General features: G+C 58.8%; 15 protein-coding genes. 10 read left to right on the forward strand and 5 right to left on the reverse strand.

The window, feature by feature from the left end; translation table 11 throughout:
* Nucleotides 1-2 precede the first annotated feature (2 nt).
* The gene (locus tag ABD815_RS13225; protein WP_344847776.1) at nt 3-1211 is read right to left on the reverse strand and encodes a multidrug effflux MFS transporter; all 1209 of its coding nucleotides are present in this window, start codon (nt 1209-1211) and stop codon (nt 3-5) included.
* A 187-nt stretch (nt 1212-1398) separates the two neighbouring features.
* Here ABD815_RS13225 and ABD815_RS13230 point away from each other — a divergent pair, with 187 nt between their 5' ends.
* A complete protein-coding gene (locus ABD815_RS13230) occupies nt 1399-2223 on the forward strand; it encodes a sulfite exporter TauE/SafE family protein (protein WP_344847778.1) in 825 nt (274 codons plus the stop codon).
* 44 nt (nt 2224-2267) lie between these two features.
* Here ABD815_RS13230 and ABD815_RS13235 read toward each other — a convergent pair whose 3' ends face one another.
* The 3 genes from ABD815_RS13235 to ccmI are packed head-to-tail and all read right to left on the reverse strand — an operon-like array spanning nt 2268 to nt 4188.
* Complete coding sequence (locus ABD815_RS13235; RefSeq protein ID WP_344847780.1) at nt 2268-2501, reverse strand: DUF1289 domain-containing protein; 234 nt, start codon at nt 2499-2501, stop codon at nt 2268-2270.
* Nucleotides 2498-2971 (reverse strand): Holliday junction resolvase RuvX, encoded by a 474-nt coding sequence (gene ruvX, locus ABD815_RS13240; RefSeq protein ID WP_344847782.1) that lies wholly within the window; start codon nt 2969-2971, stop codon nt 2498-2500. The genes ABD815_RS13235 and ruvX overlap by 4 nt, the downstream gene beginning before the upstream one ends.
* A complete protein-coding gene (gene ccmI / locus ABD815_RS13245; protein ID WP_344847784.1) occupies nt 2968-4188 on the reverse strand; it encodes a c-type cytochrome biogenesis protein CcmI in 1221 nt (406 codons plus the stop codon). The genes ruvX and ccmI overlap by 4 nt, the downstream gene beginning before the upstream one ends.
* 161 nt (nt 4189-4349) lie before the next feature.
* Between ccmI and ABD815_RS13250 the strand changes: the two genes are divergently transcribed.
* The 5 genes from ABD815_RS13250 (at nt 4350) to ABD815_RS13270 (ending at nt 7926) form a co-directional block, all read left to right on the forward strand.
* The gene (locus ABD815_RS13250) at nt 4350-4895 is read left to right on the forward strand and encodes a PadR family transcriptional regulator (protein ID WP_344847786.1); all 546 of its coding nucleotides are present in this window, start codon (nt 4350-4352) and stop codon (nt 4893-4895) included.
* The gene (locus ABD815_RS13255; RefSeq protein WP_344847788.1) at nt 4876-5712 is read left to right on the forward strand and encodes a CPBP family glutamic-type intramembrane protease; all 837 of its coding nucleotides are present in this window, start codon (nt 4876-4878) and stop codon (nt 5710-5712) included. Before ABD815_RS13250 ends, ABD815_RS13255 begins: the two co-directional genes overlap by 20 nt.
* A gap of 110 nt (nt 5713-5822) precedes the next feature.
* Nucleotides 5823-6422 carry a superoxide dismutase gene (locus ABD815_RS13260; RefSeq protein WP_344847789.1) on the forward strand — a complete coding sequence of 200 codons (600 nt, stop codon included), beginning with the start codon at nt 5823-5825 and terminating at the stop codon, nt 6420-6422.
* Nucleotides 6423-6427: 5 nt separating this feature from the next.
* Nucleotides 6428-7303 carry a metallophosphoesterase gene (locus ABD815_RS13265; RefSeq protein WP_344847791.1) on the forward strand — a complete coding sequence of 292 codons (876 nt, stop codon included), beginning with the start codon at nt 6428-6430 and terminating at the stop codon, nt 7301-7303.
* Nucleotides 7304-7479: 176 nt separating this feature from the next.
* Nucleotides 7480-7926, forward strand: coding sequence for a host attachment family protein (locus ABD815_RS13270; protein WP_344847793.1), 447 nt, complete (start codon nt 7480-7482; stop codon nt 7924-7926).
* A gap of 23 nt (nt 7927-7949) precedes the next feature.
* Here ABD815_RS13270 and ABD815_RS13275 read toward each other — a convergent pair whose 3' ends face one another.
* Nucleotides 7950-8519: an LOG family protein gene (locus ABD815_RS13275; RefSeq protein ID WP_344847795.1), complete on the reverse strand. Its 570-nt coding sequence runs from the start codon at nt 8517-8519 to the stop codon at nt 7950-7952.
* 107 nt (nt 8520-8626) lie between these two features.
* On the opposite strand from ABD815_RS13275, the gene ABD815_RS13280 reads away from it, so the two are divergent.
* The 4 genes from ABD815_RS13280 (at nt 8627) to ABD815_RS13295 (ending at nt 15039) form a co-directional block, all read left to right on the forward strand.
* Nucleotides 8627-10300, forward strand: coding sequence for a LysM peptidoglycan-binding domain-containing protein (locus ABD815_RS13280; protein WP_344847796.1), 1674 nt, complete (start codon nt 8627-8629; stop codon nt 10298-10300).
* A gap of 113 nt (nt 10301-10413) precedes the next feature.
* Nucleotides 10414-12231, forward strand: coding sequence for an ABCB family ABC transporter ATP-binding protein/permease (locus tag ABD815_RS13285; protein WP_344847798.1), 1818 nt, complete (start codon nt 10414-10416; stop codon nt 12229-12231).
* A 72-nt stretch (nt 12232-12303) separates the two neighbouring features.
* On the forward strand, nt 12304-13719 hold the full coding sequence (locus ABD815_RS13290; RefSeq protein ID WP_344847800.1) for a cryptochrome/photolyase family protein: 1416 nt from the start codon (nt 12304-12306) through the stop codon (nt 13717-13719).
* Between the two features lie 81 nt (nt 13720-13800).
* Entirely contained in the window at nt 13801-15039 is a 1239-nt protein-coding gene (locus tag ABD815_RS13295) for a class I SAM-dependent methyltransferase (RefSeq protein ID WP_344847801.1), read from the forward strand.
* Nucleotide 15040: the final 1 nt, after the last annotated feature.

Raw genomic sequence — 15040 nt, forward strand, 5'->3', positions numbered from 1 at the left:
CACTAGACCTGCGGCGCGCCGATCACCCGGCGGGCGCGTGGCAGGACAAACAACAACAGCCCCATCGTGATACTGGCACATAGAGCCATGGCACCGATCATCGGTGTGGGCGTGCTGTCAAAAAACGGCCCCGTCAGGGCAACCATGGCCCCACCTGCCACCATCTGTAGTGTGCCTCCGAGTGACGATGCCAGCCCCGCAATGTCTCCATGCGGGTCCAGAGCGCTGACCATGGTCGTGGGGATCACGAGCCCCATGGCCGCGAACCCGATGATCAATCCCGCGATGATGACCCCGAGGCTCGCAAACCCCATGAGGGCCAGAGCGAACAGAAAGACCATGGCGGTGAAAAAGCCACTTACGCCCACCAGAATAATCTTCAATGCGCCGTGACGTTGCATAAGCGGCGCGGCCATTTGGGAGGCCCCGATGAACCCCATCGCGTTCACCGTGAACGCCAGTGAAAACTGCGTCGGGGTGAGACCAAAGGTTTCGACATAGACAAAAGAGGCCGAGGCGATAAAGACGAAAAACGCCGCCATTCCGAACCCGCCGACGAACGTCAGCCCGAGAAACACAGGATCACGCAAAAGCGTTGCGATACCGCGCCCGATGGTGCGTAAATTGATCGCCACACGGTGCTCTTTGGGCAGTGTTTCTGGCTGCAGCGTCGCGGTGATGACTATGGCCGCAATGGCCGCGATGGCCATGGAGCCAAAGATTGCGCGCCACCCTGTCACGGCAATCAATCCCGCACCCGCAAGAGGTGCGAACATTGGCGATACAGAAAACACCAGCATAATGAGCGCCATAAGGCGTGTAGCCTCATAGCCGGTGTATTGGTCTCGAATGATCGCGCGCGGCACAACCATCAGAGCTGCCGCACCCGCGCCCTGTAGTACCCGCGCCCAGACCAGCATGGTGATCGTCGGCGCGAGCGACGCGGCAATGGACCCGGCAAGAAACAGCACCAGCCCGACATAGATCGGCAGTTTGCGACCGGCCTGATCGGCCCAAGGGCCATAGATCAATTGCGCGAGGCCGAAGGCGAGGAAGTAGAAGGTGATCGTCCCTTGGGTCGCCGCCACGGTGGCATCTAGGCTTGCGGCGATGTTGGGAAGGGCGGGCAGGAACATGTCGATTGCAAACGGTCCAACCGCCGACATGAGACCCAGAACCAACGCCGAGCGCATCAGGGGGGTAAGTGTCATGACGAATGCCTTTCCCAACCGGAACGGGCAGACCCGTGGCGACTGTTTACTATGAGATATGCGTGGGTGCGCAGCGACTGGCGCTGCCAATTTTTCGCAAACCATGCTCGGCGCGATCTCACTGGTCAAGACCAACCGGCGGAGAGTAGGGTGTGGAAAATTGCAAGCGACCTGACCGGAGTTCGAAATGCCTGAATTTGCGACACTTCTTCCTTTTGGCCTTTTGATCGCGGTCATCGGCGCATTTGCGGGTGTGCTGGCGGGATTGCTCGGGGTCGGGGGCGGGATCGTTTTGGTGCCGGCATTCTATTACGCCTTTTCAGGGCTCGGATATGGCTCGCCCTACTTGATGCAGATATGTCTTGCCACGTCTCTGGCGACGATCATCGTGACCTCCGCCCGTTCGGTCATGTCCCACCATCGAAAAGGGGCGGTCGAATGGCCGATCCTCAAGAGCTTTGCACCCGGGATTGTGGTCGGCGCCATCGTCGGTGTCCTCGTCGCTACTGCGCTGCGCTCTTCGACGCTGCAGGCGATATTCGGGGGCATGGCGATCCTGATCGGTCTCTACATGATCTTCGGCAATAGCGCGTGGCGTCTGGGCGACAAAATGCCCAAAGGGATTGCCCGCGCGATTATCTCACCGATGATCGGGTTTCTGTCGGTTCTGATGGGCATTGGCGGCGGCTCTTTCGGGGTTCCGACCATGACCCTCTACGGCGTTCCGATCCATCGTGCTGTTGCAACGGCGGCCGGTTTCGGGGCCATCATCGCAGTCCCCTCTGTTATCGGATTTCTGTTCGTCTCCATTCCACCCGAGGTCACACCACCTTTCACCATCGGTGCGGTCAACATCGCGGCCTTCCTCGTGGTGATTGCCATGACACTGCTGACAGCACCCATCGGCGCGCGCATCGCACATGCCATGGACCCCAAACCCCTCAAACGTGTTTTCGGCGGGTTTCTGATCCTTGTCGCGCTCAACATGCTGCGCAAAGCGATGGGGGCATAGGTCCGATGGCGCGGTCGTAGCGAGTGGTCGGATTGGCGCGCGGCCTAGCTGCGTGACAGGCGTCCTGCGCGACCGCCGCGCCGTGTGGTCGGAGCAGGGGAGCGGGAAGGTAGCTCCGCCATAATGGTTTTGCGCTGCTCGGGAGTCATGCGGGACCAGTCCCCGATTTCCTCAATGGAGCGCGCGCACCCGAGGCAAAGACGGGTGTCGGGATGGATCTGACAGACCTGCGTACAGGGGCTGTCGATTTCGTCACGGGTCCAGATCGGGTCGCTCATAGGTTCCCCATCCGGTCCAATGCGCCCTGCAGGATCACCGAGGCCGCAACCTGATCGATCTTTTCGGCGCGTTTCGCGCGCGACATATCCGCCTCCAACATGGCGCGTTCGGCGGACACGGTCGACAGACGTTCGTCCCAAAAGGTGATCGGCAGTTCCGTCAGGTTCCCCAGATTTCGCGCGAAAGCACGGGTTTTCTGACATCGTGGCCCTTCAGAGCCATCCATATTGCGCGGCAGGCCGAGGACGATCCCTGAAACCTCACGGCCCCCCAAGACCTCCAAAAGGGCTGCGGCATCCACGCCGAATTTTTTGCGCCGGATAGTCGCGGTGGGGGTTGCCACAGACCACAAACGGTCCGAAATCGCGATGCCGATGGTTTTGTCGCCAAAGTCCAATCCCGCCAGAGCGGACATTGCAGGCAGGGCTGCGCGAAACTCTGCGATGTCATCGGTGATGAGGGCACTCATTGCGCAACCCCGGCCTGTTCGGCTGCGGCCCGCACGGTAGCCAAAGCTTCGGGATCTGCGCCAAAAACAACCTGCGCTTCACCCCAGATTGCACGCGCGCGTTCGGTATCACCAAGGACGCCGAGCGACGACACAAGTCGGGCCCATTCCTGTGGAGTGCCGCCTTCATTGGCCAAGCGCGCAGAGAGAGTATTGACCATGCCACGGATCATGGACTGGCGGTCGTCATCGCTCATATCCGCAGCTGCGGCCACGTCATCGGCAGAGGGTCCGGCCAGTCCGGTTTGGGGTGGTAGGGTGTAGCGCACACCCGCCGCCTGCGCGACGCTTTCGATTTGATCACGAATTGCGGGAACCCACAGATCGTTTGGCTCCGATGAATTCAAAAGGCCCTGCCAGAGCGTGAAAGTCCGGTCCGGACGGCCATTTTGCGCGAACATAAGGCCGGAATAGTAAATCGCTGTGCCATTGTCGGGATCGCGTTCGAGGGCGCGCACCAACGCCGTTTCCGCCTCTGGCGACACATAACCACCGGCCGCAAGGATCATGAGGTCTGCAAGTTCGGCGTAGTCCTGCGATGTTGCGTCTGCGCCTTTGATGGCGATGATTTTACTCTGTGCCTGATAGGCTTCGACAAAGTTTCCAACGGCTGCCTCATTGCGCGCCAGCAATTCATGTCCCCGCAGATCGCCGGTCCGGGTTTCGAGCGCGGCGCGCAGCCGTTCGAGGAGATCGAGGTGGTTGGGGTCAATCTCGTTTTGAAAGACGGGGGCGCTTTCTTCGGCCTCCGATTGTAGCGCGCGTGATTTGCGGGATTCCTCTGCAACGCGCAGACGTTCGGTGAGCGGCAGATCGGGGTAACCGGGCACGCCGAGTGAGGTGTAAAGTGCGACCGCACCAGCAATCACGCCAGCCATGAGGAGCGCAGCGCCCCAAACGGGAAACGCCGCAATTGCGGTGTCGCTTTTGCCCTTTTGGCGGTCCGCATCGAGAATGCGGCGTGAAATTTCAGTGCGTGCGCGTTCCGCGTCAGCTTGGCCTAGAACTCCACGGGCCAAGTCGCGATCCACTTCGGCCAACTGATCGCGATAGACCCGCAACGCCGTATCGGCCTGACCTTGATCCTGTTTCCCGATGCCGCGCGCGCGCCATAGTGACAGGCCCAGAGGAGCGGCACTTAGGGCTGCGATGAAAATGGCGATAATCCAGAAGGTCATGGGTGGGCCCGGCAATAGGAATGTCTGGGGCGGATGTTTAGCGGTCGCAAGACATCGGCGAAACCCCCAATGACGTGCCTGTGACGGAATGGCATGGGGGGAGGGTTGATATAGGACATCACATATAATATAGGATGTGTCCTATATTATGGGAGCATGGCATGTCTCTAAAATTCGCACTCCTCGGGTTTCTCGTCGAACAGCCGATGACGGGTTACGATCTTCGCAAAGCGATGGAAGCCTCCGTTGGGCATTTCTGGACTGCGGATCAGGCCCAGATTTACCGAACGCTGTCCGGTCTCGTCGACGAAGGTCTGGTGACGGTCGATGTGGTCGAACAGGAAACCCGCCCGAACCGCCGTGTGCACCGGATTTGTCCGGCGGGGGAAGACGCGTTGGACGCATGGCTGGCAAGCCCGCTCGAGCCCGTGCCGGTTCGCGAACCCTTCCTCATGCGGACGTTTTTTGGCGGACGCCTGAAGGTCGAGGCCATAGAGCACCTCCTGACTGCTCGCATCGACGAAGCCACGCAGTTGGTCAGCCTATTGAGCGCAATCCGCCAACAGCAATCAACACCGACGAGCCTGTCGATGCACCTACGGATTGCCACCTTGGACAACGGAATTGCGCACGGGCAGGCCGAGATTGATTGGGCCAAAACAGTTTTAAACGGATTGGGAGCGTGGCATGGCACAGACCTCACATAGCAAATGGCGCAACATCTTCATTTTTGTCATCGGCGTTCTGATCATCGGCAATCTCGCCGGGATCTATTTCCATGCAGCTGACGGCCTAGGGGGGCTGGTGTTCATCTTGTCGCCTGTGGTGATGGCACTCGCCTTGCGCGGTTTTGCCGGTGACGGGTGGGGCGAAATCGGGCTCAACCTCGGGCGGGGACGGGTGGAGACGTCATATACCATTGCCGCCCTGTTATTTCCTGTCGTGTTGGCGGCGACGGTTGGTTTCGGGCTGATGAGCGGTCAGGTGAGCGTCACGTCCGATGGCTTGTCGACCTATCTTGGCCTGATAGCCGCGACTGCCGTGCCGATTATCCTTTTCGCATTTTGTGAGGAATTTGGATGGCGTGGGTACCTTGATCCGAAGCTGGCCGACCTCGGTGTCTCGCTCCCGGGGCGTGCGGGGATTGTCGGCATGGTGTGGGTGCTCTGGCACATCGGTTACATTCACGCCAATCCTGATTTGTTTTCTACACTGCCAAAATTGGTTTTCTGGCCGCTGATGATCACGAGCACTTTCGCCATGGCCGTCATCTATGCCGTCCTGCGCGAGCGAACGCGTAGCATTTGGCCCGCGGTGATCGCCCATGCTCTGGCGAATATCCTAACCCGACCGCTCGTAAGTGATCCTGTTCTGGACGTGAACGCCCCCCTCATATTCGCGCCGCGCCCGGAGGGGTTGATCATGTGGGTCAGTCTGGCACTGGTTGCCACACTGGTTTGGAGATGGCACCAGAGCGTTGAAACGCGATCCACATCACCCGCCGTCAATTCGACCAAACCTTAAGCGCGGTTGAGGTATTTTCCACATTCCGATGCAATGCACCCTTGACCCGCGAGGGTCCGTGCAACAGGTATAGGCCAAACGAAACGCACATTTTTCAAGGAGGCTCTTTGATGTCTTTCGACCTTCCCGATCTCCCCTATGCACATGATGCCCTTGCCGATCTCGGCATGTCGGCCGAAACCTTTGAATATCACCACGATATTCACCACAAAGCCTATGTGGATAACGGCAATAAACTGATCGCGGGCACCGAGTGGGAAAGCCGCAGCGTCGAAGAGATCATCAAAGGCACCTACGACGCCGGTGCTGTGGCTCAAAACGGCATCTTCAACAACGCGTCCCAGCATTGGAACCACACCCAGTTCTGGGAAATGATGGGGCCGGGCGGCAATACGATGCCGGGTGAGTTGGAAAAAGCGATCATCGACAGCTTTGGCTCCGTCGATGAATTCAAATCCCAATTCTCCGCAGCAGGTGCTGGTCAGTTCGGCTCCGGTTGGGCATGGCTCGTCAAAGACACCGACGGTGGCCTCAAAGTAACCAAGACCGAAAACGGCGTGAACCCGCTGTGCTTTGGCCAAACGGCGCTTCTGGGCTGTGATGTTTGGGAACACTCCTATTACATCGATTTCCGCAACAAACGTCCCGCTTACCTGTCGAACTTCCTCGACAAACTGGTGAACTGGGAAAACGTGGCATCGCGTCTGTAACGGCCTTGGCTACGTTCCTCTATATCGGGCTGGGGGCACTGCTCCTGGCCCTTTTTTATGGCCTGTGGGTAGAGCCCGCGTGGCGGCTCAGGGTCAAACGCTACCGTGTCGAGCATCCGGCATGGGGCGATCGCGCGCCTGTGCGGATTGTCATTATTTCCGACCTCCACGCGGGTGCTCCCCATATTCCGCTGTCGCGGGTGAGCCGGATCGTGCGAAAGGCCAACCGTCTGAACCCCGATATCGCGGTTCTTCTGGGGGACTACGGGGCTGCGCATAGCTGGACCATCGGGAAAATGTCCAAAAGGGCGATCCTTGAGCGGTTGAAGCCGTTCGAAGGGCGCTTTGGCACCTTTGCGGTTCTGGGAAACCACGACTGGTGGCAGGACCCAGGGTCTGCCGAGGGTCGCCGCCCGTGCGAAGCACAAACAGCGTTGTCCGAACTCGAGATTCCCCATCTCGACAACGAAGCCGCGCGGATCGAGCATGAGGGTGGTGATTTCTGGGTGGTCGGTCTGGCCGATCAACGCCCATTAGACGAGGGACCCGACGGTGAGGGGTTCGATGATATCGATCTTGCGATTGCCGATGTCACTGATGACGCACCCTGTATCCTTTTGGCGCATGAACCGGACTTGTTTCCCAACGTGCCCGAACAATGCATCCTGACCCTGTCGGGTCATACCCACGGCGGGCAAATTCGCATCGGCAACAGGTCACCTGTGATTATGGCCTCCGAGAACGAGACCTTTTCCTATGGCCGTTACGACGCGCAGGGGCGGGTCCTCATTGTGTCGGGCGGTATCGGATGTTCCGAAATTCCGGTGCGTATCGGTATGCCACCCGAAATCACTGTCGTTACAATCTGCGGCGAGACCTAGGGCCGTCCTGTTTTTGGGCACGTAACGCTGATCATTTGCGCTGAACATGGGCGAAATCAAAGGCGGGGCGGTCGCGTTTGTGTTAAAATATGCAGTGCAGAGATCGTGGTCCCATCAGGATCCCAACCGCGAACCAGATTGACGGACCCGATCGAGTTTTCGAGAAAGGAGAGGTCATGTTTGTTTTAGCTCATGGAACATGGATACTCGTCGCAGATGGCGCCAAGGCGTTGTTTTTGCGCAATGATGGCAACGTGCGCACACCTGATTTGAATGTGGTGCGCGTCGAGACGCAGGACAATCCGCCGGATCGTGAGCAATCCGTAAGCCCGCCCGGTCGCCGCCCGGATGGCGCATCGGGTCAGATGTCGGCCATGGAGCAAACCGATTGGCACGAAATGTCCAAGGATCGCTTTGCCGAAGAAACTGCCGCCATTCTAAATCGCTACGCCCACGACGGTAGGTTCGAACGGCTGGTAATTGTCGCGCCGCCGTCAACTTTGGGCGCATTGCGCACCAAGTTGAATAACGATGTCGCTGACAAAATTGTGGCCGAAATCGACAAGGATTTCACGAACCATCCGGTGGATGCGATCCAGAAGTTGTTGGTCGACGCACTATAACTCACACGCGGTAGGCTACGGGATTAGCGCGCCTTATCGCCCGTGACCGTGGCTTCGATTTCGCGGATCAATGCGTCGACGGTGGGCACGGTCACGAAAGACGTTGCCGTAGAAGCGGGGGCAAAACCTTCGTCGACGACGTGATCGATGAGGGCTTCCAGAGGCGCCCAATAGCCGTCTTGGGACAGCAGATAGATCGGCTTGTCATGCAGGCCGATCTGTTTCCACGTCAACACCTCGAAAAACTCGTCGAGCGATCCGGCACCGCCAGGTAGAACCACGATAACATCCGAGTTCATGAACATGACCTTTTTGCGCTCGTGCATGTTCTCGGTGACCACAAATGTGGATAGGTCCTGTTTGCCGGATTCCTGTTTCATCAGGTGGATCGGGATCACACCAAAGGTCTGCGCCCCCGCCGATTGTGCGGCCCGCGCAACAGCCCCCATCAGCCCGACATCCCCCGCGCCGTAGACAAGCCGCCAGCCTTTTGCAGCAATCTGTTCGCCCAAATGGGTCGCAGAGGTCTCGTAAATCGGGCGCGCCCCACCGCGAGAGCCACAATAAACGCAAATGGATAGGGCAGCGGTCATGTCAAACTCCAATGGCAGGAAAACTTTGACCCTTGTTAGACCCGCTGATAGCTTTGCTCAACCCTTTCAAGGCAAAGGGGCGGGGATGGGGAAGACGGGCTACAAATATGGCAGGCAAAACGGGATTTTCGGCACCACTAGCGGGTGGCGCAGCGGTTGTAGTGAGCGCACTGATCGGCGGCGTTCTATACGTGGCCTATCCGGATCGAGAGGGCGTCGACGGTCGTGAAAGCGCTCCGGTAACACAACTCGCGGACGTTCCTGAAGCCGCGGCAGTCGAGACCGGCGCACAAGCCGTTGAGCCACAGGTCGCTGTGACCGAGGAACCTGCCCCTGTCGTGACCGACGTCGAAACGGCGCCCGAAAATCAGGAACCAACCCAAAGTGTCGAGCCCGCGCAGGAAGCCACAACCGAGGCAGAGGCCGGGATGGAAGCTGTGACTGAGACAGTCACGGCGGAAATCACACCTGCGCCGATCTCACCAAGCTTCGATCTTGTCCGTGTCCCGCGCGATGGATTTGCAACGGTAGCAGGGCAGGCCGCGCCCGGGTCGACAGTGTCAATCCGGATCGACGGGGAGCAAGTCGCCGAAGTCGACGCTGATGATCGGGGCAATTTCGTCGCCCTCTTCGAAATTCCTCCGAGTGACGCGCCCCGCGAGATGACCCTGCTCGGACAGAATGGTGAGATCACTGTTGCAGGGTCCAGTTCAATTATTGTGGCCCCCGCGCCCCGTGACGTCGCGCTTGCTCAACCAACACCTGATGCTCCCGCGACCGTCGACAAAGAACGGCTCGCTGAAGAACCGGCGCAGGCGGTGGCAGACGAAGCGGCGCCTGAAATGACAGAAACCGTTGATGCCGAACCGGTGTCGCCGGGTTCCGACACCAAACCGGAAACCACCATGGTTAAGGCGGAGGAATCTGCGTCCCAAAACGCCCCAAAAGTCACTGCGGCACCGGATGTGTCAACGGGTGTAGTCCAGACAAGTGCGAATGACACGGAAATCGCAGCTCTGGAAACACCCGCAAGTGACGCCCGAGAACCTGGAATTGAACCTGATCAAACGCCAACTGCTAGGGTGGCGCAGGCCGATGAAACGCCTCCAGTGTCGCAGCCCGTGTCAGAACCCACCGTCCTATTGGCCGATGACGACGGATTACGGGTCCTGCAATCAAGCGGGGCTCCGGCCGACATTCGTATCGATGCCGTGACCTATGACCCCTCGGGCGCTGTATTCGCCTCGGGGCGTGGGCAGCCCGGAATGGAGGTGCGATTGTATCTCGACAATGATCCGTTGGTTGAGACCGTCATCGATGCTGCGGGCCAATGGCGCGCGGAGTTGGAGAACGTGCCCGCGGGCATCTATTCCCTGCGCGCCGACCAGATGGACGCAGACGGAAAAGTCAGCGCACGGGCGCAAACGCCGTTCAAACGCGAAGATGTGGCCGTTCTGGCCCGCATCGCCGGTACCGCAGGCGCGCCGGAGGAGCCCACGCAGCCTGAAACGCAAGAACCGGCAACAGAGGCCGAAGCGGAGGTTGCTGCGTCTGTCACAGAGGCGAACGGGCAGGGCGCGGCACCTACTGTTGCCGATGACACGCCGACCAAGCGCGTGGTCTCCGTCACCGTTCAACCCGGAAACACACTCTGGGGCATCGCCTCGGGACGCTATGGCAACGGGTTGCTCTATGTCCGCCTGTTTGAAGCCAACGCGGACCAAATTCGCGACCCGGATTTGATCTACCCCGGTCAGGTTTTCGTGGTTCCAGCCGAATAGACCCGTGCGTCGGTTGAAATGACCTGTGCGCGCAGGTCGACTTGCGTCCTTACCATGGCGCGCCCATTTTTAGTCGCAGTGACATATGCCGACATTGCACCGAAAGGATCCCGATGCGGGGACGCCAGAAGCTTACTACAACCAAAGGCCCCAATGACGGATGGGCGGTGATCCGTGCTGTCGTCCCTTATTTTTGGCCAAAGGGTAAACCCGACGTCAAAATCCGCGTGGCCGTGGCTTTGGGATTTCTGTTTCTGGCCAAGTTCATCACCACCATGACCCCGTTCCTCTACAAGGCCGCGGTCGACCAACTCGCCGGCGAGGGCGTGGAGGCGGGGTGGATGTTGGGGTTCGGGGCGATTGGCCTAACCGTCGCCTATGGCATGGCGCGATTGATGTCGAACGGCTTTCAGCAGTTGCGCGATGTGCTATTTGCGCCGGTTGCACAGTCGGCGCTGCGTCAGTTGGCGTTGGAGACATTTAACCACATCCACGCGCTTTCGATGCGCTACCACCTCACGCGTAAAACCGGCGGGCTGAGCCGGATCATTGAAAGAGGGGTCAAAGGCGTCGCGTTCCTGTTGCGCTTCCTCGTCTTCTCGATTGCGCCTCTCGCACTGGAACTCGCGATGATCCTTGTGGCGCTCGCTTTTGCCGTGGGCCCGCAATTTCTGGTGGTCGTGGCCGCGGTGATCGTCGCCTATGTGATCTTCACCTTTAAGGTCACCGAATGGCGCGTGCAGCTGCGCAAAGAGATGAACGATCAGGACACGGATGCAAACCAGAAGGCGATTGATAGCCTCCTCAATTTCGAGACCGTGAAATACTTCGCCGCCGAGCGGTTGGAGGCGGATCGCTATGATGTGGCCATGGCGAAATACGAACGCGCTGCGGTGCGCACGGCCAACTCATTGGCATTTCTGAACTTCGGGCAGTCGCTGATCATTACGACTGGGTTGGTGGCCGTGATGGTGATGGCGGTCGTGGGTGTGGGCAACGGGACCATGACCGTGGGTGATTTCGTGATGGTGAATGCCTTCATGATCCAGATCACCATGCCCTTGAATTTCCTTGGCACAGTTTATCGCGAAATCCGTCAGAGCCTTGTGGATATGGAGCAGATGTTCGATCTCCTACGCCAACCGGCAGAGGTCTTGGATCGCCCCGATGCGTCCGCTTTGGCCGTCGGGGGCGGGACAGTGACGCTTGATGCGCTGCAATTCTCCTATGATCCCGAGCGCCCGATTCTTCACGGGCTGGATATTGAAGTGCCCGCTGGCAAAACGCTCGCCATTGTCGGGCCGTCCGGATCGGGGAAATCCACCATCGGGCGGCTTCTCTTTCGTTTTTACGACGTCACGGGCGGCGCGCTGCGCATCGACGGTCAGGACATTCGCGACATCACCCAAGACAGCCTGCACCGTGCCATCGGTGTCGTTCCACAGGACACGGTGCTGTTCAACGATACCATCCGCTACAACATCGCCTATGGGCGTGAGGGGGCGAGTTTTGAAGAAATCGTCGCCGCCGCAAAACAGGCCCGTATCCATGATTTCGTGCAAAGCCTGCCGGATGGGTATGAAACCCAAGTGGGTGAACGCGGGCTGAAGCTCTCGGGTGGTGAAAAACAACGCGTCGGGATCGCGCGCACCTTGTTGAAGGACCCGCCCATTCTGTTGCTGGACGAGGCAACATCGGCGCTCGACACCCGCACGGAGCGTGACATCTTGGATGCTTTGAAGGAAGCAGGAAAGGGGCGCACCGTCATTACGATCGCCCACCGCCTGTCCACGGTAGCTGATGCCGACGAGATCGTGGTGCTGGAGGCCGGTAAGGTCGTCGAGCGCGGCACACACGAACAGCTGCTCAATGCGCACGGCTCCTACGCCGCGATGTGGGCCGCACAGGCTGAGGACCGCGAAGCCGCCTAAGGCCACGCGCCGCTTTTGTTTGATCCCGACGGAGTGCGTGTCCGTATAACTAAAAACAAAGGGGCTTTGGGCATGGCAGCAATTTGGTGGATCCGGCGTGATTTCCGGCTCTTGGACAATCCGGCATTGGTGGCGGCCGCGCGTGCAGGCAATGTCATTCCCGTTTTTATCCGTGACGATCTGGTCGATGCCTTGGGGGCGGCCCCGAAATGGCGGTTGGGGCTGGGCCTTGAAAAGCTCGACCAAACGCTCGCTGAACGTGGCGGGAGGGTCGTCTATCGTAGCGGTGATGCTCTGAGCGTGCTCATCGATTTGGCTGATGAAACCGGCGCGCGCGAGGTTCATTGGAACAGGCTCTATGACAGAGGAGCAATCGAGCGTGACACCGCAATCAAGGAAGCCCTCACCACGCGCGGCCTTGCGCCGACCTCGCACAATGGGCACCTGCTGTTTGAACCCTGGAGCGTGAAAACCAAAGCCGGCGGCATGTATAAAGTCTACACGCCGTTCTGGAATGCCGTGCGCGAGATTGCCGTTGCCCCGCCCCAAAAACGCGCGGAGGTGACATGGCAGGCCGACGCACCCGATCAATGGCCGCAGAGCGAGGACCTCGCAGAATGGCGCCTCGGCGCGGCGATGGAGCGGGGCGCGCAAGTGGTGGCCAACCACGCACATGTTGGGGAAATGGCCGCACTTGAGCGGTTGGACCGTTTCACCGACGAGCGCGTCAACGCATACAAGGAACGGCGGGATTTCCCCTCAGTTGCCGCGACATCCGGCCTGTCCGAAAACCTCACCTACGGCGAGATTTCCCCGCGCACAATATGGCACGCAGGTCAGCGCGCCATGGAAGAGGGCGCCCAAGGGGCCCAGCATTTCCTCAAAGAACTCGTGTGGCGCGAATTTGCCTATCATCTCCTGTTCCACGAACCCGACCTGCCCACGCAAAACCACAGAGAAGGGTGGGATGATTTTCCGTGGAACACGGAGGACAACCGGCCCGATGTGGTTGCGTGGAAACAGGGGCGCACCGGCGAGCCGTTTGTCGATGCCGCGATGCGCGAAATGTATGTTACCGGCACGATGCACAATCGCGCGCGCATGATCGTGGCCTCCTATTTGACCAAACACCTCTTGACCGATTGGCGTATCGGGCGGGCATGGTTTGAAGAATGCCTGATCGACTGGGACCCTGCCTCTAACGCACTGGGATGGCAGTGGGTTGCCGGTTGCGGGCCCGACGCCGCGCCCTATTTCAGGATCTTCAATCCGGAGGCCCAAATCGGAAAATTCGATCCCGATCACAAATACCTCAACGCTTGGATTGCCGAAGGGCAGGACGAGCCGCCCGCGAGTGCGCTGTCGTTTTTCGACGCCGTGCCGAAACAGTGGAATCTTTCGCCGCGGACACCCTATCCTGATCGGATTATCCTGCTCAAACAGGGGCGCGAGCGCGCACTTTCGGCCTATCAAACGCTCAGAGGGTGACCTGTCGAAAATTTTAGTTACAATAAATTCAAATGACGAACCGTAGCAATTGGTGGGTTGCGAAGAGGGAGTGCGGGGAAAATGCTAGATCGTGACAAACAATCACCGGCGGTGCTGACAGATACGGGGGGACAGGAAAATCTCCCGCGCTATTTTGTGCAAGTGTTCGATGTCGCCAAAAACATGCATGCCGGTCGGCTCGACTTCGTGTTGCCCGACGGGCGTCGGTTTCGCGCCGAGGGTGAAAACGCAGGGCCGGTGGCGGAGCTTCAAATCCATTCGGATGACGTCTTTGCCCGTCTGATCCGCGAAGGGGACCTCGGATTTTGCGAGGACTTTCTGGATCAGGGGTGGTCAACGCCCGATTTGCAGGCATTCATGGATTTAATTCATGCAGGCAACGACGACCTGTATGATGGTTTTCCGGGGATGGTTTTTGTGCGCGCCTATGAACGCATGCGCCACTGGCTCAACTCCAATACAAAGCGGCAGGCGAAAAAGAATATCTCCCATCACTATGATTTGGGGAACGAATTCTACGGGCTCTGGCTCGACGATACGATGACCTATTCCTCCGCGCTGTTTGAGAGTGGCCAGGAGAGCCTCGAGGCCGCGCAGATCGCCAAATACCGGTCCATGGTTGACGAAATGGGCGTCAAAGAAGGCGACCATGTTCTCGAAATCGGATGCGGTTGGGGCGGGTTTGCGGAATATGCTGCCAGCGAACGTGGCCTGCGTGTCACGGGTCTGACCATTTCCGAGGAGCAGTTTAAGTATGCCCGTGAACGCATTGAACGCGCAGGGCTTTCGGACCGCGTTGATCTAAAGCTTCAGGACTATCGCGATGAGGCCGGTCAGTATGACGGCATCGCCTCGATCGAAATGTTTGAAGCGGTTGGCGAAAAATACTGGCCGGTCTATTTCGGCAAAATCCGCGATTGCCTCAAACCCGGCAGGCAGGCGACATTGCAGATTATCACGCTGCAGGAACGCCGCTTTGAAACCTACCGCAAGAGCGTTGATTTCATCCAGAAATACATCTTTCCGGGTGGCATGTTACCCTCTGCCAGCGCTCTGAGGGATCAAATCGCGCAGGCGGATTTGTCCTTTGTTCGCTCAAAGGAATTCGGGGAAAGCTACTCTCAAACGCTGCGCCGATGGCATGACACTTTCAACGGCAAATGGGATCAGGTCGAAGCGCTCGGGTTTGATGATCGCTTCCGGCGGATGTGGAATTTTTACCTCACCTCTTGCGCTGCGACGTTTCACAGTGGAAATTGCGACGTAACACAGATCACAATGTCCAGACCGAGCGGATAAT

Origin of the sequence: Celeribacter arenosi, from assembly GCF_039539485.1 — a bacterium.
GTDB lineage: Bacteria > Pseudomonadota > Alphaproteobacteria > Rhodobacterales > Rhodobacteraceae > Celeribacter > Celeribacter arenosi.

Coding starts and splice junctions, on each gene's coding strand:
- ABD815_RS13225 (WP_344847776.1), bottom strand. CDS start 1,211: ATGACACTTACCCCCCTGATGCGCTCGGCGTTGGTTCTGGGTCTCATG.
- ABD815_RS13230 (WP_344847778.1), top strand. CDS start 1,399: ATGCCTGAATTTGCGACACTTCTTCCTTTTGGCCTTTTGATCGCGGTC.
- ABD815_RS13235 (WP_344847780.1), bottom strand. CDS start 2,501: ATGAGCGACCCGATCTGGACCCGTGACGAAATCGACAGCCCCTGTACG.
- ruvX (WP_344847782.1), bottom strand. CDS start 2,971: ATGAGTGCCCTCATCACCGATGACATCGCAGAGTTTCGCGCAGCCCTG.
- ccmI (WP_344847784.1), bottom strand. CDS start 4,188: ATGACCTTCTGGATTATCGCCATTTTCATCGCAGCCCTAAGTGCCGCT.
- ABD815_RS13250 (WP_344847786.1), top strand. CDS start 4,350: ATGTCTCTAAAATTCGCACTCCTCGGGTTTCTCGTCGAACAGCCGATG.
- ABD815_RS13255 (WP_344847788.1), top strand. CDS start 4,876: ATGGCACAGACCTCACATAGCAAATGGCGCAACATCTTCATTTTTGTC.
- ABD815_RS13260 (WP_344847789.1), top strand. CDS start 5,823: ATGTCTTTCGACCTTCCCGATCTCCCCTATGCACATGATGCCCTTGCC.
- ABD815_RS13270 (WP_344847793.1), top strand. CDS start 7,480: ATGTTTGTTTTAGCTCATGGAACATGGATACTCGTCGCAGATGGCGCC.
- ABD815_RS13275 (WP_344847795.1), bottom strand. CDS start 8,519: ATGACCGCTGCCCTATCCATTTGCGTTTATTGTGGCTCTCGCGGTGGG.
- ABD815_RS13280 (WP_344847796.1), top strand. CDS start 8,627: ATGGCAGGCAAAACGGGATTTTCGGCACCACTAGCGGGTGGCGCAGCG.
- ABD815_RS13285 (WP_344847798.1), top strand. CDS start 10,414: ATGCGGGGACGCCAGAAGCTTACTACAACCAAAGGCCCCAATGACGGA.
- ABD815_RS13290 (WP_344847800.1), top strand. CDS start 12,304: ATGGCAGCAATTTGGTGGATCCGGCGTGATTTCCGGCTCTTGGACAAT.
- ABD815_RS13295 (WP_344847801.1), top strand. CDS start 13,801: ATGCTAGATCGTGACAAACAATCACCGGCGGTGCTGACAGATACGGGG.